The organism is Microcoleus sp. D2_18a_B4, from assembly GCF_036702475.1.
In the GTDB taxonomy this organism is placed as follows: domain Bacteria; phylum Cyanobacteriota; class Cyanobacteriia; order Cyanobacteriales; family Microcoleaceae; genus Microcoleus.
On sequence record NZ_JAUBTL010000010.1, the window covers coordinates 20,709 to 42,364 of the forward strand.

Below are 21,656 nucleotides of genomic sequence, written 5' to 3' on the forward strand. Positions count from 1 at the left end.
ATGATAAATGGCAATATCGAAGATTTTTATCCCCTCTCCCCAGCGCAGCAGGGCATTCTCTTTCATTCGCTTTACCAGCCAGAATCGGGCGTATATTTCGGGCAACTGCTGTGCGTCTTGCGCGGCGATCTCAATGTTTCTGCGTTGAGAAATAGTTGGCAAAAAGTTGTAGAGCGACATCCCATTTTGCGGACTTGTTTCGTGTGGGAAAAGTTGAAAGAACCCGTGCAAGCGGTGCGTAAGCAGGCTGCATTATCTTGGCAGCAGATGGACTGGCGATCGCTCTCTGCCTCCGCACAACAACAGCAGCTAGAAACGTTCCTAAAAGCCGATCAAGAGCAGGGCTTTGACTTGACATCAGCTCCCTTAATTCGCATTGCACTGGCGCAGTTAGAAACAGATACTTTTCAGTTTATTTTGAGCCACCACCACTTAGTTTTAGATGGGTGGTCGCTGGCGATCGTTCTTGAGGAAGTTTTTGCATTTTATCAAGCATTCTCCCAGGGCGAGGAATTGCACCTCAAACGCCCTCGCGCTTATCGGGATTACATCGCGTGGCTGCACCAGCAAGATTTATCTGCGGCTGAGTCATTTTGGCGGCAAACTCTCAAAGGTTTTGCAGCTCCAACTGCGATCGGCCGGGGCAATATTGTCGCGGGAAACCGTTTAGAAAGTAGTGGCGAACAGCAGGTGATATTTTCTGCAACAGCCACCGCCGCACTGCAATCTGCCGCGCGGCAGCATCAGCTAACATTAAATACCCTCGTACAGGCAGCTTGGGCGCTACTTTTGAGCCGATACAGCGGCGAGGAAGATGTGGTTTTTGGTACGGTTGTATCCGGGCGACCCCCAGAGTTAATGGGTGCTGAATCGGTAGTGGGGCTGTTCGTAAATCCTCTGCCAGTGCGCGTAAAAATTGACCCACAGGATTCTATTTTATCCTGCTTGAAACAACTCCAAGCGCAACAAGTTGAGGCGCGGCAGTATGAGTACAGCCCCCTCGTTGAGGTGCAGGGGTGGAGCGAAGTTCCTCGGAGTTTGCCTCTATTTGAGAGTTTGGTCGTTTTTGAAAATTATCCTTCGGATGCTTCTTTGCAGGAGAAGATTCAAAACTTAAAAGTAGAGAATATTCGCTCTTTGGAAACAACGAATTATCCTCTAACGGTGATGGCGATGCCCGGTGCGGAATTGACGCTGAAAATAATTTTCGATCGTAGCTGCTTTGAAGACGCTGCGATAGCGCGAATGCTCGGACACCTGCAAACTTTACTAGAGGAAATGACTGCCAATCCTGAGCGGAAACTGTCAGAATTGCCCCTATTGAGCGCCGCCGAACGCCAGCAATTACTTGTCCAGTGGAACGATACCCAAGCGGATTACCCCAAAAATTCCTCAATTCACGAATTATTTGCAGCGCAAACAGAGCGAACCCCAGATGCAGTGGCTGCAATTTGCGACAATGAACAATTGACTTACCGCCAATTGAATGCCAAAGCCAACCAAATCGCGCATTACCTGCAATCTCTAGGTGTAAAACCCGAAGTTTTGGTGGGAATTTGCTTAGAGCGATCGCTGTCGGTGCTGGTGGCTATTTTGGGCATTTTAAAAGTCGGTGCCGCTTACGTTCCTATCGATCCTGCTTATCCCCAAGAACGCCGATCCTTCATGCTGGCCGACGCAAAAGTTCCGGTGCTTTTGACTCAAAAAAACCTCCTAGAAACCCTCCCCGAACACAGCGCTAAAGTCGTCTGTATCGACGCCGAATGGCAGGAAATTTCCCGCGAGAGCGATCGCAACCCCGCTGTTAAAGTGCCAGCCGAAAACCTCGCTTACGTCCTCTACACTTCCGGCTCGACAGGCACTCCCAAAGGCGTACTCGGCACCCACCGAGGCACAGTCAATCGCTGTTTTTGGAACCCCTACCCTTTTATCGAAGCAGATATTTGCTGTCAAAAAACGTCCTTAAATTTTGTCGATTCGGTTTGGGAAATCTTTGCTCCTTTGCTGCATGGGTTGCCCACTGTCATTATTCGCGATCGATCCGTCAAAGATATTAACCAATTCCTTCAAACCTTATCAAAGCAAAATGTAACGCGACTGGTGCTGGTTCCTTCTTTGTTGCGCGCTATCTTAGATTCCTTCCCTGATTTAGACAGGCGTTTGCCTCAATTAAAATATTGGATTTGCAGCGGAGAAACTCTGCCGCTGGAACTTTGCCAGCAATTTCGAGAGCAGATGCCCCAGCGGGTATTAATCAATCTTTATGGCTCTTCTGAAGTAGCTGCGGACGTGACGTGGTACGATGCAACTCACTGTGTCGAGAAAGTTCCAATCGGTCGCCCGATCGCCAACACGCAAATTTACCTGCTCGATCGCAATTTGCAACCCGTTCCCATAGGAATTCCCGGCGAGATTTACGTCGGCGGCGATGGATTAGCAAAGGGCTACTTAAACCGCCCCGACTTAACCTCGGAAAAATTCATTCCTCACCCGTTTGGGCAAGACAAATTAGATTTTCTCGGTAATTCTCATCAAAAAGTTTTGTTCAAAACAGGCGATATCGGTTGTTACCTGCCCGATGGTAATATAGAATTTCTGGGCCGTGGCGATTGCCAAGTAAAAATTCGCGGTTTCCGCATCGAACTCGGAGAAATAGAGGCAGCACTTTCTCAACATTCTTCTGTGTCCACCGCTGCTGTTTTGCTTCAAGAAAATGAACCAGGCAATCAACGCCTAGTCGCTTACCTAGTTCCTAACTCAGGGTTCAGAAATCAGCACCCAGAACTTATTTCGGAACTGCGTTCATTCTTGAAGCGCAAACTGCCCGATTACATGGTGCCTTCAGCTTTTGTGCTATTAGATGCGCTGCCACTAACGCCCAACGGAAAAATTGACCGCCTCGCCTTATCTCAAAGGTGCGATTACGTTTCTGATGAAACAGCCTTCACTGAGCCACAAACGCCCACAGAGGAAGAAATTGCTGAGATTTGGACTGCTCTTTTAGGGCTAGAAAAAGTAGGAACTAACCAAAACTTTTTTGACCTCGGCGGTCACTCTCTGATGGCAACACAGTTAATATCGCGAGTGCGATCGTCCTTTGGGGTAGAGTTAGCGATGTGCGATTTTTTTGCCGATCCCACCATTCAGAATTTAGCTGAACAAATCGAGGAAGAAATTCTGGCAAACGCCGATGCTAACCAGATAGATAAATTGCTCGATCTCTTAGAAAAGAGTGATGGAGAGTCAGCACAAACTGTGATGGTGGCTGAGTAAACATCGGGTGGCTAAAAAAACACAAAAAGCCCTTTGCTCCTTAAGGGTTCGGTGGGGAATGGGAGATTTAAAAATCCCATTTAATATCCATTCCGGTTGTATCGGAATGATTAAACCGCAGAGGACACAGAGGATACAGAGAAAGGGAAGAGAGAGATGAATAATTCCGATGCTAACGGATTTGATATAACAGGATAAATTCGCATGAATAAACTAACAGTAAAAGCCAAAAAATCTCAAGACGTAATGGAGCAATTAAAAGCCTCTGTTACCCCACTTGAAGAAAAGTTAATGGAGCTATTCAGTGCCTCAGAAAAGTCATTTTTGGCAGAAGAAGCAATGGAGGAGCGAATTTCTGGCCTTGTTCAAGACTTTTTGTACGCAAAAACCGCTAGTACAGATATTGACTTAGAGTTAATTATTCAGGAGTTTAGGGAAAACAAAATTCCCGCCCTTCCTACAGATGTTGGGAATTATATCGATGATTTGACCCAAACCCTCGTTGCCCATTCCATTCACACATCTTCCCCCCGATATATCGGTCACATGACGAGCGCACTTCCCTATTTTGTGCGCCCGATCGCGAAGCTTGTAACCGCGATGAATCAAAATTTAGTCAAGATGGAAACTGCCAAAGTTTTAAGCCCCTGCGAGCGCCAGACTTTGGCAATGATGCACCGATTAATTTACGATTTTTCTGAGGATTTTTATAACCAGCACATTCAAAAAAATGAGAGCACGCTCGGTATCATGACAACGGGCGGCACCCTAGCTAATATCACAGCCATGTGGTGCGCTCGCAACGCTTCTTTAGGGCCAAAAAATAACTTTGGTGGCATTGAAAAAGAAGGCTTGTACGCAGCTTTAGAGTTTTACGGCTACAAGGGAATGGTGATAATCGGCTCCAATTTGATGCACTATTCTTTTGAAAAAGCTGCCGGTTTATTAGGCATTGGCGATCGCAATCTCCTAAAAATCCCCACCGATGCCAATCACCGCATGGATTTGGCAGCGCTGCGCCAAACTGTAGCCGAATGTCGCGATCGCAATCTGCACATTCTGGCAATTATCGGTATTGCAGGCAGCACCGATTCGGGAAGTATCGATCCGCTTCCAGAAATAGCGGCGATCGCGCAAGAAGCAAACGCTCACTTTCATGTCGATGCCGCTTGGGGCGGCCCCGTGCTTTTTTCCGAACGTCATCGGCACAAATTCGCAGGCATTGAACTAGCAGATTCCGTCACCATAGATGGACACAAACAAATGTATTTGCCAATGGGAATCGGTCTGGTTTTATTCCGCAATCCCCAAACCGCCAAAGTTATTGAAAAAAATGCACCCTACACGGTGCGAAAAGACTCCATCGATCTAGGCAAACGCTCTCTCGAAGGCTCTCGACCAGGTGCGAGTTTGTTCTTGCAAGCCGCCTTAAATATCATCGGTCATCAAGGCTATGAGTTTTTGATAGATGCAGGCATCCATAAAACGCAGCACTTCGCCAATTTAATTCGGGAAAATCCAGCATTTGAATTGCTGCTAGAACCAGAAATTAATATTCTTTTATACCGCTACATTCCAGAAACATTCAGGGAAAAAGCAGCCAAAAAACAACTAACCGAAGCAGACAACCACTTCATTAATCAATTTAACGAGCGCCTTCAGGAGGCCCAGCGGCAAGCCGGTCACACCTTCGTATCGCGAACAACCGTGCAAAACACTTGTTATGGCAAAACCATTCCCATTGTTGCTTTTCGAGTCGTTCTTGCCAACCCCCTCACCACTGAAGCAGATATTAACTTTGTTTTAAACGACCAGCTAAAAATAGCAGCAAAGCTTTCCTTAACTATCACAAACAGCGACCACTGCGAGGAGGTGAATCATCATGTCTACTAATCGTTCAGAACGACTAAAAAACCTCTCGCCCCAGAAGCGAGCGCTCCTCCTCAAAGCATTGGGCAAAAAGGCAGTACAGGCTGAGCAATCTCAGCGCATTCCCAGGCGATCGCAGCAAAATTCGGCTCCCCTTTCTTTTGCCCAGCAACGGCTGTGGTTTCTCGATCGATTGTCTCCCGAAAACCCTGCCTACAACCTTCCTGCTGCTGTGCGTTTGCAAGGGCAATTGAATTTGTCAGCACTGCAACAAACACTCAATGAAATTGTCAGGCGTCACGAAGTTTTACGGACTGCTTTTGCAGAAGTGGACGGGGAACCTGTTCAACTGATTTCTCCTTCCTTAGATTTCGCTTTGTCGGTGGTAAACTTGCAACATTTACCAGAAATTGAGCAGCAAGCTGAAATTGAGCAGCGTACTCTTGAAGAAGCCCAACGCCCCTTTGACTTAACGCGAGATCCCTTACTGCGGGGCACTTTGCTGCAACTTAGTTCGGCAGAATATGTGTTGCTGCTGACAATACACCACATTATTTCTGATGGTTGGTCTATGGGGGTATTGGTGCGAGAAGTAGCCGCACTTTATGAAGCTTTTTCCAATGACAAACCCTCTGGGCTGCCTGAACTTCCCGTGCAGTATGCCGACTTCGCCAGTTGGCAGCGGCAGCATTTCCACGGAGAGAAATTAGAAAAACAGCTCGCTTATTGGAAACAGCAATTGGGAAGCGATTTAGATGTGCTGTCAACAGATAGGCAGCGCTCTCCCGTGCAAACTTTCCGAGGGTCGCAGCAATTTTTTGTGATTTCTGCTTCTTTAACTGAAAGGCTGAAAACCCTCGTCCAGCAACAAGATGTCACCCTATTTATGACGTTATTGGCAGCATTTCAATCCTTGCTATCCAGCCAAATAAAGCAGGATAACCTCGCTATTGGCTCTCCCATTGCCAATCGCAACCGCCTTGAATTAGAGGAACTGATTGGATTTTTTGTCAATACTTTAGTGCTGCGAATTGACACCGCAGGTAATCCAACTTTCCGCGAACTACTCAGTCGAACACGCGAGGTAGCGTTAGCAGCTTACGCTCACCCGGATGTTCCTTTTGAAAAGCTCGTGGAGGAATTGCAGCCGGAGCGAAATCTCAGCTATAACCCGCTGTTTCAAGTGTGGTTTGTACTCCAGAATGCGCCCATGCCACCCTTGGAGTTAGCTGGTTTGACCTTGAGCATTCTGGAATCCGATGTCGGTATGTCGAGACACGACTTAAGCCTCACTCTCTGGGAGAGTTCAGAAGGAATTCAAGGCTTATTTGAGTACAAAACAGACTTATTTGAGGCTGCGACTATTGCCCGAATGGTGAGAGGTTTTCAAATCCTCCTCAACCAGGTAGTCATTCAGCCAGATATCAGGATCGACGACTTGGCAGAAATTCTTGCGGAAGCAGAAAGGCAGCACCAAATCGAGCAGCAAAAACAAATTCATCTTTCGGGCATTCAAAAATTAAAAATGGCTAAACGCAAAGTTATGAAGAGTTGAAAATGATGGCTCATATCAATTCCGGTTGCATTGGAATGATTAAACCGCAGAGTACGCAGAGAACGCAGAGGAAGAGAACAGAGAGAGGAATAGTTCCGATGCTAACGGATTTGATATCAATCTCTCAGGTTTTTTCGGGAAAAAGGGATAATTTTTTCACACAACCAAAAACTATGACAAATACAGAAACAAAGAATCTCAATTCCCAAAAGTTAGGATTGGTTAGGCGAAAAGCCGTCAGCCTGTCCTCAGAGGAATTAGTCAAAACCGCCTACCTCCAGCCCGAAAACCTTCTACCTCTAGTTGTTCAGCCAACAGTAGAAAAATTAAATCTCGCAGGTTGGGCACAGAACAATCGCTCATCAATTGAAACGCAGTTATGGAAGCACGGAGGAATACTTTTTCGAGGCTTTGAAGTCGGCGGGGTGAATGGTTTCGAGCAGTTTATTCAAACTCTTGCTGGCGACTTGTTGGAATATTCTTTTCGCTCGACTCCGCGTAGCCTGGTGAGCGGAAATATCTACACTTCCACCGAGTATCCTGCCGAGCAATTCATCCCACTGCACAATGAAATGGCTTATTCTCGAAATTGGCCGCTGAAAATCGCTTTTTTCTGCGTCAAGAAAGCCGAACAGGGAGGAGAAACTCCGATTGCTAACAGCCGCAAAGTGTTTGAAAGCCTGGATTCAAATATTAAAGAAAAGTTTGCCAAAGAAAAGGTTATGTATGTGCGAAATTACGGCGGTGGCGTAGATTTGCCCTGGCAAAATGTCTTCAATACTGATAGCAAAATTGAGGTAGAAGATTATTGCAAAAAAGCGGGAATTGAGTTAGAATGGAAAAGTGGCGATCGCTTGAGAACTCGGCAAATATGTCAAGCTGTCGCCCAGCACCCAAAAACGCAGGAAATGGTGTGGTTTAATCAAGCTCACCTCTTCCACATTTCCAATCTCGAACCCGCCGTTCGCAAAGAGCTTTTAACTTCTTTTAAGCAGGAAGATTTACCCCGCAATGCTTATTACGGCGATGGCTCGCCCATTGAAGATTTTATATTAGACGAAATTCGTCGCTGCTATCAGCAAGAAACGATTGTTTACCCTTGGGAAGAAGGAGATGTCTTGCTGTTAGATAATATGCTAGCCGCGCACGGACGCACGCCATTTTCTGGTTCGCGTCGGGTTGTTGTCGGTATGGCAGAAGCGTTTAGCTGTCAAGATATTTAGGCTTATTAAAGGAACTTTAGAAATGCAAAACGCAACAATCGAAGGGTTTAGACTCTCTCCACAGCAACGGCATCTGTGGGGGTTACAGCAAAATAAAAGCCAACAGACTTATCGCGTTCGAGGTGCAATTTTAATTACAGGAAACCTCCATCGAGAGATTCTTAAAAGTGCGCTGCAAAATGTCGTAAATCGGCACGAAATCCTGCGTACTAGCTTTCACTGCTTGTCAGGGATGACACTACCCCTGCAAGCGATCGCCAGCACTGGTGAAGTTCCTATCTCGGAACACAATCTGAGCGGTTTGTCTCCAGAAGAACAAGAAGCTAAAATCGCAGCGCTTTTTCAGCAACTAAGTCTGCTTCCTTTTGATTTTGAGCGCGGCTCACTTTGGCACATCTCTTTAGTCACTCTCGCCCAAGACAAGCACCTATTGGTGGCGAACTTCTCTGCCTTAATTGCAGATAGCGTCACCCTGAAAAATTTTACCCGCGAACTCAGTCTTTCCTACTGCGCCTGTGCGTGCCAAGAAGAAGCAGCCGATGAGCCAATGCAATATGCCGATATTGCTGAGTGGCAAAATGAGTTACTCGAATCAGAAGAAACGGCAATCGGCCAAGAATACTGGCGAAAGCTGAACCTTGAATCTTTGGATTTATTAACGCTTCCTTGGGAAAAGAAGAATTCAGAAGCGGAATTTAAGCCGCTAGTAGAAAGGGTGGAAATTCGCGGTGATTTGTTGAACAGCCTGGAAGCGATCGCCCCAAAGCACAAAAGCGATATTTCTGCCTTCCTGCTGACTTGCTGGCAAATTCTCATTTGGCGGCTTACCAGAGAGCAAAACCCGATTATCGGCGTAGCGATTGACGGCAGAAAATATGAAGAATTAGAACACTCTCTGGGGCTGCTGTGCAAATACTTACCCCTACAGTGCCCAGTGCAAGACGAGTTAAATTTCTCACAAGTGAGGCAGCAAGTTGAGCTTAATCTCAACGAGATGTACAACTGGCAAGAATATTTTAGCTGGGAAGAAATCTTAGAAAACGAAAAAAGCAGCAGCTTTTGGCCCGTCTGCTTTGAGTTCCAAGGAGAGCCTAAGAACTATGATAATTCAGGCGTTTCATTTTCCCTTGTTCGGCAAGATGCCTGCCTAGAGCCATTCAAACTCAAGCTCTCCTGCCTCCGCCTGTGCAATTCCCTAAGCGCTGAATTTCACTATGATTCCGCTTTATTTGCTGCGGCAGATATAAAGCGCTTGTCAGAACACTTTCAGGCGCTTTTAGAAAGCATAGTCAAAAATCCAGAAGTCGCTATCAGTCAGGTAGACATACTGAGCGATCGCGATCGGCTGCAACTTCTCATTGACTTTAACCAAACTCAAAAAGATTACCCGAAAAATAAATGCGTTCATCAGCTTTTTGAAGAACAAGCAGAACGCAACCCAGACAACATTGCCGTCGTCTTTGAAAGTGAACAAATCACCTACCGAGAACTCAACGATCGCGCCAATAAACTCGCCCATCACCTGCAAAACTTGGGAGTTGAACCAGAAGTCGTTGTTGGCATTTGCGTTGAAAGGGGGGCGGGCACGGGGGCACCGCCCCTACAGGCAATCGTAGGAATGCTGGGCGTACTCAAAGCCGGTGGCGCCTATTTACCGATCGATCCAACGACCCCAATAGAGCGCAAAGCACTAATGCTAGAAGACGCTCAGGTGAAGGTTTTGCTCGTACAACAGCGGCTCATCGAAAGCTTGCCGAAAACTCAGGCAAATATTGTTTGCATCGATACAGACATTCCCACTGTTTCTGCCTCTTACACCGATCGCGCCTCTTCTGACAATTTAGCTTACGTCATCTATACTTCCGGTTCCACTGGCATCCCCAAAGGAGTCGCGATCGAACACCGGCAACTGCTCAATTACCTGCACAGCATTCAGGAAAAATTAAACCTACCAGCCGGTGCCAGTTTCGCTACCGTTTCCACCTTCGCCGCCGACTTAGGAAACACAGCGATTTTCCCCGCCCTTTGTTTCGGCGGTTGCCTGCATATTATCTCCCTAGAACGCGCCACCGATCCAGAGGCACTGGGTGAATATTTCTGCCGCAATCCCATCGACTGCCTCAAAATAGTTCCCTCTCACCTAGCCGCCCTTTTAAAGTCCTCTCAACCCAAGTCAATTTTGCCTGGTAAACGGCTTATTTTAGGAGGTGAATCTGCCAACTGGAGCTTAATTAAAACACTTCGCAATCTTGCTCCCAGTTGCTCAGTATTCAATCACTACGGCCCAACAGAAACAACTGTAGGTGTCCTGACTTATCAAGTCGAATTTGATATAATTGGGTGCGATTTTGAGACAGTTCCACTCGGTCTTCCGATTGCCAACACTCAGATTTATATCTTGGATTCTTACTTGCAGCCGGTGCCGATAGGCGTACCTGGTGAACTGTACATCGGCGGTGATAATTTGGGACGCGGATATCTTAACCGCCCTGAATTAACCGCAGAAAAATTTATTCCCAATCCATTTGACACGCAAGCAAAGACGCGACTGTACAAAACCGGCGACTTGGCTCGCTATTTGCCAGATGGAAACGTCGAATTTATCGGGCGAATTGACGGCCAAGTAAAAATTCGCGGTTTCCGCATTGAATTGGGAGAAATTGAGGCGGTACTGGGGCAACATCCAGATATCGCGCAGGCTGTAGTTGTGGCGCCAGAAGACGAGATGGCACAAAAGCGCCTCGTGGCTTATTTGATTTCCGAGCAGAAACAAGCACCTACCCACAAGGAAATTCGCAATTTCTTAACGTCAAAATTGCCGGAGTACATGGTGCCTTCTGCTTTTGTGATACTCAAAAGTTTTCCTTTAACTTCTAACGGAAAAATAGACCGACGAGCGCTGCCCGCACCTGACGAAATGCGACCGGAGTTGACAGAAAACTTTGTCGCGCCTCGCACAAATATCGAGGAAGTTTTAGCCGCTATCTGGGCTGAAGTTCTCAAACTTGAAAAAGTCGGCATTTACGACAACTTTTTTGAATTAGGAGGGCATTCCTTATTAGCAACTCAAGTTATTTCCAGAGTGCGCCAAGCATTTCAGGTCGAGTTGCCTTTGCACCGTTTATTTGAGTCGGCCACTGTCGCCGATTTTGCAGTAGCGATCGCACAAAAGCAAGCCGAACAAACAGACAGTGAAATGCTAGCGAGAGTGTTAGCAGACCTCGATCAACTGTCAGAAGCACAAATTCAGGAAATTCTCGCCCAACAAGGAGTTAGCAAATGAGTGATTTAATCGAACGCATCGCCGCTCTTTCTCCCCAAAAACGCGAGTTGCTGTTGCAGCGGCTCAACCATAAAAAAGAAAACGTTTCCCTAGAAAAAATTCTGCCTCAAAGTCGAGAGTCTAACACTTTTCCTCTGTCGTTTGCTCAACAGCGGTTGTGGTTTTTTGAGCAACTAACTCCAGGCAACTTTACCTATCACATTGTCGCCGGCGTGCGTTTGACGGGAACACTCGACGCGAGATCTCTCGATCGCAGTCTCAACGAACTTGTCAAGCGTCATGAAGTTTTGCGAACGGCTTTTAAAACAATAAACGGGCAACCCGTTCAGGCGATCGCTTCCAATCTGGAATTGAAAATTTTAGAAATAGATTTGCGAGGTCTTCCTGAAACTGAACGATCTCGCGAAGTAGAACGGTTAATCGCCGCAGAAGCAAAGCTTGCTTTCGATTTGTCACAAGCACCCTTATTGCGTGCCAAATTGCTGCACTTGAGCGATTCAAACTGGGTGCTGCTATTGAGTACGCACCACATCATTTTCGATGCCTGGTCAATGGGAATATTCATCCAGGAACTCGCCACGTTTTATCAAGCCTTTTCCACTGGCAAACCTTCTCCCCTTCCCGAACTGTCGGTACAGTACGCAGACTTTGCAAGTTGGCAGCGCCAGTGGTTGCAGGGAGAAGTTTTAGAGACGCAGCTTGCTTACTGGAAAAAACAGCTTGGAGGCAATCTCCCTGTACTAAATTTGCCAACAGATCGCCCCCGCTCGGCAGTACAAACCTTCCGAGGATCGGTGCATAAATTCACCATTCCCAAGGCAATCGCAGATGAAATCGCCCAATTAAGCCAGCGGGAAAAAGCTACTTTATTTATGACCCTACTGGCAGCGTTTAAAACGTTGCTCTATCGCTACACCGGGCAAGAAGATATTTTAGTCGGCTCCCCCATTGCTAACCGCAACCGACGCGAAATCGAGGAAGTAATTGGCTTATTTGCTAACACCTTAGTTTTCCGCACTAATCTGTCGAGCAACCCGACTTTTAAAGAGTTACTGGGAATCGTGCGAGAAGTAGCTCTCGGCGCGTATAACCACCAGGATTTGCCCTTCGAGAAACTGGTAGAAATCCTACAACCCGAACGAGATTTAAGTCATAATCCCCTATTTCAAGTGTTGTTTTCTCTGCAAAATGTTCCGTCGTCGCAGATAAAATTGCCCGGAGTGACGTTGAGCAGTTTGGAAATAGAACGGAAAACGGCGAGATTTGATTTAGCGCTTGACCTGGAGGAAGGATTAGAGGGTATTAATGGAACGCTTGAGTATAGCCAAGATTTGTTTGACGCTAGCACTGCACGACGGATAGCCGGACATTTTCTAACCTTACTAGAAAGTATAGCTGCCAATCCCGAACAGCGCATTTCAAATTTGCCAATATTGACGAAACCTGAACAGCAGCAACTGCTGTTCGAGTGGAACAATACTCAATCGGAACTTCCGAAAAATCACTGCGTACACGGATTATTTGAAGCGCAGGCAGAGCGGACGCCGGATGCGATCGCTGTCGTTTTTGACGGGGAGCACCTAACCTATCGAGAGCTGAATCGGCGAGCAAATCAGCTAGCACATCACCTAAAAAACTTAGGGGTTAAACCGGAAATTCCGATCGGAATTTTGGTCGATCGCTCCCTAGAAATGGTAGTGGGATTGCTCGGCATTCTCAAGGCTGGCGGCGCTTACGTTCCGCTCGATCCGGCGCATTCCAACGAGCGCTTGAACTTCATGCTAGAAGACGCTGGGGTTGAAATACTGATCGCGCACTCGCATTTAGGTGAGAAAATTGACCGCGCATTGCATAAAATTTTCCTAGATTCCGACTGGCAGAATATCGCGCCCGAAAGCGAAGAAAATCCATCGAGTGAAGCAACCCCTGACAATCTCGCTTATATAATCTATACATCAGGCTCCACCGGGAAACCCAAGGGCGTTCAAGTCAACCACCGCAGCGTCGTTCATCTTTTTGCAGCCACTCGCCCTCTATTTAATTTTAGCGATCGCGACGTTTGGACGGTTTTTCACTCTTACGCTTTCGACTTTTCCGTCTGGGAAATTTGGGGAGCACTTCTTCACGGTTGCAAACTAATCGTCGTTCCCGTGGAAGTGACGCAATCGCCAGCCGCATTTTACCAACTGCTGTGCTCCGAGCGAGTCACCATTCTCAATCAAACTCCTTCAGCAATCCGCCAACTGATTGACGCTAAAAAAGCTGCCACTAACTTTCAACAATCGAGCCTCCGCTTAATTGTTTGCGGCGGGGAAGCTTTTCCTACAGAACTCGCTGCTCAATTACTTGAGTGGAACATACCCCTTTGGAACTTTTACGGCCCGACTGAAGCGACTGTCTGGACAGCCATTCATCCCATAAAATTTATTGAATCCGAGCGCCCTTACATTCCAATTGGTCGCCCCCTTCCCAACACCCAGCTTTATATTTTAGACGCCAATTTGCAGCCCGTTCCTGTAGGCGTTTTCGGCGAACTTTATATCGGCGGCGCGGGCTTATCCAGAGGCTATCTAAAGCGCCCCGAACTAAACGCAGAGAAATTTATTCCCAATCCCTTTGCCGAAAATAAAACTGCTTTTTCATTAATCCAGAATTCTTCATCCTTCATCCTTTCAAAACACATCTATAAAACCGGGGACTTGGCTCGCTATCTTCCAGATGGAAACATTGAATTTATGGGGCGCAGCGACCACCAAGTTAAAATTCGCGGATTTCGCATCGAATTAGGCGAGATTGAAGCAGCGATCGGTCAGCACCCAGCCTTGCGGGAAACCGTCGTGCTGGTTCGAGAAGACAATCCAGGCGACAAGCGTTTAGTAGCTTATATCGTTGCTAACTCAGCACTCAAAACTCAAGACTCAGAACTTATTAAGGATTTGCGCTCTTACCTGAAACAAAAATTGCCGCAGTACATGATTCCCTCAGCGTTTGTTTTATTGGAGTCGCTTCCTTTAACGCCTAACGGAAAAATCGATCGGCGATCGCTACCTGCACCTGACATCAACCGAGCAGAATTCGAGAGCAATTTTGCCGATCCTCGAACTCCCGACGAGCAATTAATAGCAGAAATTTGGGCGGAAGTTCTCGGTTTGGAGCGAGTAGGAATTCACGATAATTTCTTTGAATTGGGAGGTCATTCATTGCTGGCTACTCAGGCGATTTCTCGCCTGCGAGAAGCTTTTCAACTTGAAGTACCCTTGCGCTCTCTTTTTGAATCCCCTACCGTCGCAACTGTCACCGAAAGCCTCTTGCAATATCGCGCCTCGCAAAAACTGAAAGCACCCCCCATCAAGGCTGCGTCAAGGCAGGAAGAATTACCCCTTTCTTTTGCACAACAACGACTGTGGTTTCTCGACCAATTGCAGCCGGGGAATCCTGCCTATAATATCCCAGCAGCCGTGCGCTTGAAGGGGGCGCTCAATGTAGCCGTTCTAGAGCAAACTTTTCAGGAGATTATCAAGCGACACGAAGCATTGCGGACAACTTTTAATTCGGTGGAAGGACGACCCGCTCAGGTTATTATTTCATCTTTTAATTTCACATTGCCGATCGTAAACTTAAGAGAGTTATCGCAAGCTGAACGAGAAGCCGAGGCAATGCGGCTCGCCGCTGAAGAAGCGCGACAGCCTTTTGACCTAACAAAATGGCCGTTACTGCGCGTCACATTGTTACATCTTGACGAGACAGAATACCTGCTGTTACTGACAGTACACCACATCGTAGCTGATGGCTGGTCGATGGGGGTACTCGTGCGGGAAGTGGCGGCGCTTTATGAAGCTTTCTGCAGTGGCAAACCTTCTCCCCTACCCGAACTTGCTGTACAGTACGCAGACTATGCTGTTTGGCAAATAAACTGGCTGCAAGGCGAAGTTCTGGAAGCAAAACTCGCTGACTGGAAGCAGCAGTTGGGTCAAATTTTGCCCCCGCTGCAATTGCCAGCAAAACAACCGCGTTCTGCTGTTTCTAGCAATCAAGCTGAGATTCAAACTTTCCAGCTTGATTTGCAACTTTCAGAAGCCCTAAACGCACTCAGTCGGCAACAAAATGTCACCTTGTTTATGACCTTGTTGGCAGCACTTCAAACGCTGCTTTATCGCTACACAAATCAAGAAGATATTGTCGTAGGTACTGACCTGGCAAACCGCACACAAGTTGAGACAGAAGCTTTAATTGGTTTCTTTGTCAATATCCTCGTCTTGCGAACCGATATGCGCGGCAATCCTACATTTCGCCAACTGCTCGATCGCGTGCGCGAAGTGACATTAAAAGCTTACACTCACCAAGATTTACCCTTCGACAAACTGGTAGAAGAACTGCGTCCCGATCGCAGCCTGAGTCAGACACCGCTATTTCAAGTTTTATTCGTCATGCAAAATGCGCCTATGCCGACTTTAGAAATGGCGGGTTTAACTTTAATGCCGGTTGCAATTGATAGCGGTACGGCTAAATTTGATTTGGCGCTATTTGTCTCGGAAACAGAGACAGGAATTGTCGGCAGTTGGAAGTATAATTCCGACCTATTTGACAGAGATACGATCGCTCAAATGTCAAATCGCTTTGAAACCCTCCTCGGCAGCATTGTGGCGCAGCCTGACAGTCGTTTGAACACTTTAGAAATTTTCACAGAAGCCCAGAAGCAGAAACAAGCCATGCAAGAATTAAAGCGTGAAAAAAGCAATTTTAGTAAGTTCAAAAGCGTCAAGCCGAAGCCAGTGGCTTTGCCCCAAGGCGAATTGATAAAAACCGAGTACCTGCACCCCGACGAACTCTTTCCTTTAGTCGCAAAACCCGCAGTAGCCGATGTCGATCTCGCAGACTGGGCGAAAAATAACCGCAAATTTATAGAGGCAAAATTGCTACAGCATGGAGGGATTCTTTTTCGAGGGTTCACCGGCCCTGTGGTTGCCGCATTCGAGCAGTTTGCACTCTCAATTTGTTCGGAATTATTTGGGGAGTACGGGGATTTGCCACGCGAAGGAGTTAGCGGAAAAGTTTACGGTTCAACTCCTTACCCAGCAGATAAAGCTATCTTATTTCACAGCGAGAGTTCGCACCTGCACCGCTGGCCGATGAAAATCTGGTTTTTCTGCGTTCAGCCAGCGCAACAAGGCGGAGAAACGCCGATTGTTGACTGCCGTAAAATTTACCAGTTGCTAGACCCGAAACTCAGAGAAAAATTTGCCCAAAAGCAAATTATGTACGTTCGTAACTACACAGAGGGACTGGATGTAAGCTGGAAAGATTTTTTCAAAACAGAAGACAAATCCGTGGTTGAGGAATACTGCCGGCAAGCTGGGATGGAATTTGAGTGGAAAGCAGGAAATAATTTGAGAACCCGCAAAATTCGCCCTGCAATTGCCAAGCACCCAAAAACCAAAGAAATGGTATTTTTCAATCAACTTCCCTTGCACCACATTTCCTGCTTAGATGCGGCAACCCGCGCTTCCTTACTCTCGGTTTTTGGAGAAGAGAACCTCCCCCGCAATGTCTATTACGGTGACGGCACTCCTATTGAAGACTCGGTAATGCAAGAAATTCAGGCAGTGTACGCGCAAGCTGCTGTTAGTTTTCCCTGGCAAGCAGGAGACATCTTAATGCTAGATAATATGCTTGCCGCTCATAGTCGCAATCCATTTATCGGTTCGCGAAAAATTGTTGTAGCGATGGGCGAAATGATCGGTGAAGCAGAAATTGAAAAGCTGACTTCTCTTCCGCAAAATTCGGCTTTAGGCGGCTCTGCTACGAAGTTATAATTGCCAGTAGTAGCCACTTCAACGCCTTTTCCATAGTCTGTTTTAACTGAGATGTTGCACCCTTCTCAATTACTTGTTTAGGAACAGGCAAGATGCCTGTTCCACAAGAGATGAATTTTATTGTGGAACAGGCATCTTGCCTGTTCTTGACAAGGGTGCAAGATGTGATGTGAGTTTTAACGGACTTGAGCTATTAGCCAGGGAGTTAAGTCCCTGGCGAACTTAAAACATAAAGCAATATCACCAATGCAAACAATTAATGGATTCCGGCTTTCTCCTCAACAAAAATATCTGTGGCTGTTGCAACAAGATAGTCCCGCTTATCGCGCTCAATGTGCGATTTTGATCAAGGGCAATCTCCAAGCAAATGTCTTAAAAGAAGCGCTGCAAAAAGTCAGCGATCGCCACGAAATTATCCGCACAAGCTTTCAGCGAAAGACCGGGCTAAAAACTCCTATACAAGTTATCTCCGAACATAGCTCTGTTTCGTGGAATTGGGTTAACTTAAGTGAAGTAAATCCCCAGGAGCAAGAAGCCAAAATTGAAGAGATTTTTCAGCAAGAAAAGAGCGCTTTCTTCAACTTCGATCGCAATCCTGTTTGGCACTTGTCTTTAATTACACTGTCATCTGAGAGGCATATTTTACTGGTTAGTTTGCCCGCACTGTGCGCCGATAGTCGCACACTAAAAAATCTGGTTCAAGAAATCAGCCAGTGCTATGCCGCCTGCCTTCACGGTCAAGAAATTACCGATGAGGTTGTGCAATACATTCAATTTTCCGAATGGCAAAATGAATTGCTCGAAGATGAGGAAGCGGCGGAGGGCAAAGAATACTGGACTGGGCATAATTTTTCAGCGCTAGCGAGTTTAAGGTTGCCGTTTGAAAATAGATTAATTAACGCGCCAGCTCAATTTACTCCCCAAGCTTTTGAGGTCAAATTAGAGTCAGCTTTGCTGGAAAAAGTGGAAGATCTCGCCCGCCAGTACAACACCTCACTTTCTACATTCTTGCTCGCTTGCTGGAAAATTTTGCTCTGGCGGCTGATTGGCCAATCAGAGCTCACTGTTGGCGTGGCATTCGATGGTCGCAAATACGAAGAACTAGAGCCAGCGCTTGGGCTGTTTGCCAAATTTTTACCGCTGTCGAGCCAACTAACAGAAAACTTTTCCTTCGCGGAAACTTTGCAGCAAATTCAGCAGGAAGAACGCGAGGCATACAAGTATCAAGAATATTTCTCCCACGAATATCTAGGCAACTCTTCCGGCTTTTCATTTGGTTTCGAGTTTGAGGAACAACTCGAAAAGCATTCGGCTAGTGGCGTATTTTTTTCGATTTACAAGCAGTATGCGTGCTGCGATCGCTTCAAAGTTAAACTCTCTTGCCGCCGCCAAAATGACTCGCTCGCCGCTGAGTTTCACTACGATCCTATCTTCATTGCAGACAACAGTATCCGGTGCTTGGCAGAGCAATTTTACGCCTTAGTGCAAAGTGTAGCCAGCAACCCACAAACCGCAATCGGCAAGCTCGAAATGCTGAGCGATCGCGCCCGAAATCAATTATTAGTAGAATTCAACAGCACAAAAGCAGATTACCAGCTCGATAAGTGCGTTCACCAGCTCTTTGAAGAACAAGCAGAGCGATCGCCCAACCGTATAGCTGCTGTTTGTGAAAATCAGCAAATTACCTACAGCGAACTCAACGCCCGCGCTAACCAAATCGCCCATTACTTGCAGCAATTAGGTGTCAAGCCAGAGGTGATTGTCGGCCTTTGCGTTGACAGGGGGGCGGGCACGGGGGCACAGCCCCTACAGGCGATCGCTGGAATTCTAGGCATCCTCAAAGCAGGTGGCGCGTACCTACCGCTCGACCCAGCCATGCCCAAAGAGCGCCTAGCATTGATGCTGCAAAATGCTGAGACTCCAGTGCTGTTAACCCAACAGCATCTCATCAAAAGTTTGCCTGAAACTAAGGCATATATCGTCTGCTTAGATACAGACATTCCCTCTTTTTCTCCTACTACTTTCGTCTCTGCTTCGGGTGAAAATTTAGCTTACATTATCTATACCTCCGGTTCCACCGGCACTCCCAAAGGAGTCGCCATTGAACACCGGCAACTGCTCAATTACCTGCACGGAATTCAGGAAAAATTAAACCTGCCATCAGGTGCAAATTATGCCACCGTTTCTACCTTCGCCGCCGATTTGGGAAACACCGTTATTTTTCCGGCGTTGTGTTCGGGTGGATGCCTGCACATCATCTCTCAAGAACGCGCAACAGATCCTCAAGCAATTGCCGCTTATTTTCAGCAACATTCTATCGATTGTCTGAAAATTGTTCCCTCTCACTTAAAAGCTTTGTTGAGCGCTGATAACGCCTCGCAAATCTTACCGAAAAAGCGATTAATTCTCGGCGGTGAGCCTTTGATGTGGAATTTAATTGAAACAATTCAGAAATACAATCCAGACTGCTCGATCTTCAACCATTACGGGCCGACAGAAACAACTGTAGGCGTGCTGACTTATCAGGTAAAAATGCAGGGCGATCGCATTTCCCAGACAGTTCCTTTAGGTCGCCCGCTACCCAACACGCAGATTTATTTGCTCGATTCGCACTTGCAGCCAGTTCCTGTAGGGGTAGCCGGTGAATTATATATTGCTGGTGCGGGATTGGCTCGCGGCTATATAAACCAACCAGAACTCACCGCAGAAAAATTTATTTGCAAGTCATTGACTCAGGAACCGGAAACTCGACTTTACAAAACTGGCGACTTAGCTCGCTATTTGCCAGATGGAAATATAGAATTTATCGGTCGCGTCGATCGCCAAGTAAAGCTGCGAGGTTTCCGCATTGAATTAGGGGAAATTGAGGCGGGGCTGTCTCATCATCCCTCTGTACGCGAGGCAGCCGTTTTACTTCAGGAAAATGAACCGGGAAATCAGCGTTTAGTCGCCTATATAGTTTCTCACTCAAAACTCAGCGTTCAGGACTCACAACTGATTGAAAGCCTGCGTTCATTCCTCAAAGAAAAGCTGCCCGAATACATGATACCTTCTGCTTTTGTGGTTCTGAAAGCGCTGCCACTGACTCCCAATGGCAAAATAGACCGTCAAGCGCTTCCTGCACCGTCCATAGCAGCCAATTTTACAGATACGTTTGTAGGCCCTCGCACTCCCGGTGAGGAGATTCTTGCCGAAATTTGGAGCCAGCTTCTCAACCTTCAAAAGGTAGGAATTCACGACAATTTCTTTGACTTGGGGGGACACTCATTACTGATTACTCAGTTGTTAGCCAAAGTGCGAGAATCTTTTCAGGTGGAATTGCCTTTGCGCGTTTTGTTTGAAGCTCCTACTGTAGCTGGTTTAGCTGAAAAAATCGAAATGCGACAAGGGGGCAACACAGCGGGCGATCGCACTGCAAGTTTCGATATTAACGCTGAAGTTGTTTTAGATCCGGCAATTCGCCCTGCAACTCCATTGAGCGAGCAAAAAACTGAACCAGCTTGCATTCTCTTAACAGGGGCGACGGGCTTTTTGGGAGCCTTTTTACTCCGCGATCTCTTGCAACAAACTCAAGCAGAAATTTATTGCCTAGTCCGTTCTGCCGATTCAGAATCAGCTAAAAAGCGGATTCAAAGCAGCCTCGAATCCTATTTAATTTGGGATGAAAGCAGCAGCGATCGCATTATCCCAATTGCTGGAGATTTGTCTCAACCACTTTTGGGGCTTTCCGAGGAGCAGTTCGGAGTTTTAGCCAATAAAATTGATGTCATTTACCACAATGGCGCGTTTGTCAAGTTTACTTATCCCTACTCGGTTCTCAAACCCGCTAACGTTTTGGGGACGCAGGAAGTTCTGAGATTGGCGAGTCAAAGTAAGCTAAAACCCGTCCATTTAATTTCTACGATTTCCGTTTTCTCGGCAATGGGAGAATCTGGGGTTAAGGTGGTGCGAGAGGAGGATGAACTCACTCCGGGAGAAGGTCTCAAAGGCGCTTACACTCAGACTAAATGGGTGGCAGAAAAGTTAGTAGAGGTCGCGCGCGATCGCGGCATTCCTGTTAGCATTTACAGGCCAGGTCGCATTTCTGGGGACAGCCAAACAGGGGCCTGCAATCCCAGCGATTTACTGTACAGGTTAATCGCTGGTTGCGTGCAACTTGGATGTGCGCCCGATGGTGATAAGCTGATGAATGTAGCGCCTGTTGACTATGTGAGCGGAGCGATCGTTCATCTTTCGAGGCAAAAAGAATTGCTCGGAAAGACTTTTCATTTAGTCAACACTCAGTCCTTTCAAATGAGTGAATTGCTGGGCTGGATTTGCTCAATGGGTTATCCAATCAAACGAGTTTCGTCTGAGACTTGGCAAGCAGAAATAATCAATCGCGCTGGAAATTCTCCCGATCATGCTTTGTACCCGCTTGTCGGTCTTTTTTCCGAAAAAGTTTCTGAAGCGGAAATGCCACAATCAGGAACGCTACATTTCGATTGCCAAAATACGCTAGATGGACTTGCTACCACTGACATCACCTGTCCCCAAGCGGATGCGAATTTGTTTCGCACTTACTTTTCCTATCTCGCCGATTCTGGCTTGATAGGTAGCCGCAATTAAAACCTGTAAGGGCGCAAAGCATTGCGCCCCTA

7 protein-coding genes are annotated in these 21,656 nt (G+C 46.9%); all 7 read left to right on the forward strand.

Annotation, left to right across the window (positions count from 1 at the left end):
- The 7 genes from QUB04_RS08370 to QUB04_RS08400 all read left to right on the forward strand — a co-directional run bounded on the left by QUB04_RS08370 (nt 1) and on the right by QUB04_RS08400 (nt 21,624).
- Nucleotides 1-3,273 (forward strand): amino acid adenylation domain-containing protein, encoded by a 3,273-nt coding sequence (locus QUB04_RS08370; RefSeq protein ID WP_333283283.1) that lies wholly within the window; start codon nt 1-3, stop codon nt 3,271-3,273.
- Nucleotides 3,274-3,477: 204 nt separating this feature from the next.
- Nucleotides 3,478-5,166: a pyridoxal-dependent aspartate 1-decarboxylase PanP gene (panP, locus tag QUB04_RS08375; protein WP_333283286.1), complete on the forward strand. Its 1,689-nt coding sequence runs from the start codon at nt 3,478-3,480 to the stop codon at nt 5,164-5,166.
- Nucleotides 5,156-6,697, forward strand: coding sequence for a condensation domain-containing protein (locus QUB04_RS08380; RefSeq protein WP_333283288.1), 1,542 nt, complete (start codon nt 5,156-5,158; stop codon nt 6,695-6,697). The genes panP and QUB04_RS08380 overlap by 11 nt, the downstream gene beginning before the upstream one ends.
- Before the next feature lie 173 nt (nt 6,698-6,870).
- Nucleotides 6,871-7,920, forward strand: a complete 1,050-nt coding sequence (locus QUB04_RS08385) for a TauD/TfdA family dioxygenase (RefSeq protein WP_333283290.1) — start codon at nt 6,871-6,873, stop codon at nt 7,918-7,920.
- A 22-nt stretch (nt 7,921-7,942) separates the two neighbouring features.
- On the forward strand, nt 7,943-11,203 hold the full coding sequence (locus QUB04_RS08390) for an amino acid adenylation domain-containing protein (protein WP_333283292.1): 3,261 nt from the start codon (nt 7,943-7,945) through the stop codon (nt 11,201-11,203).
- On the forward strand, nt 11,200-17,016 hold the full coding sequence (locus QUB04_RS08395; protein WP_333283294.1) for an amino acid adenylation domain-containing protein: 5,817 nt from the start codon (nt 11,200-11,202) through the stop codon (nt 17,014-17,016). The genes QUB04_RS08390 and QUB04_RS08395 overlap by 4 nt, the downstream gene beginning before the upstream one ends.
- A gap of 246 nt (nt 17,017-17,262) precedes the next feature.
- Entirely contained in the window at nt 17,263-21,624 is a 4,362-nt protein-coding gene (locus tag QUB04_RS08400; protein ID WP_333283295.1) for an amino acid adenylation domain-containing protein, read from the forward strand.
- The last annotated feature ends 32 nt before the right edge of the window (nt 21,625-21,656 follow it).

What these genes read in the sequence shown, in the direction of transcription:
- QUB04_RS08370 (WP_333283283.1), top strand. Translation starts at nt 1, where the DNA reads ATGATAAATGGCAATATCGAAGATTTTTATCCCCTCTCCCCAGCGCAG.
- panP (WP_333283286.1), top strand. Translation starts at nt 3,478, where the DNA reads ATGAATAAACTAACAGTAAAAGCCAAAAAATCTCAAGACGTAATGGAG.
- QUB04_RS08380 (WP_333283288.1), top strand. Translation starts at nt 5,156, where the DNA reads ATGTCTACTAATCGTTCAGAACGACTAAAAAACCTCTCGCCCCAGAAG.
- QUB04_RS08385 (WP_333283290.1), top strand. Translation starts at nt 6,871, where the DNA reads ATGACAAATACAGAAACAAAGAATCTCAATTCCCAAAAGTTAGGATTG.
- QUB04_RS08390 (WP_333283292.1), top strand. Translation starts at nt 7,943, where the DNA reads ATGCAAAACGCAACAATCGAAGGGTTTAGACTCTCTCCACAGCAACGG.
- QUB04_RS08395 (WP_333283294.1), top strand. Translation starts at nt 11,200, where the DNA reads ATGAGTGATTTAATCGAACGCATCGCCGCTCTTTCTCCCCAAAAACGC.
- QUB04_RS08400 (WP_333283295.1), top strand. Translation starts at nt 17,263, where the DNA reads ATGCAAACAATTAATGGATTCCGGCTTTCTCCTCAACAAAAATATCTG.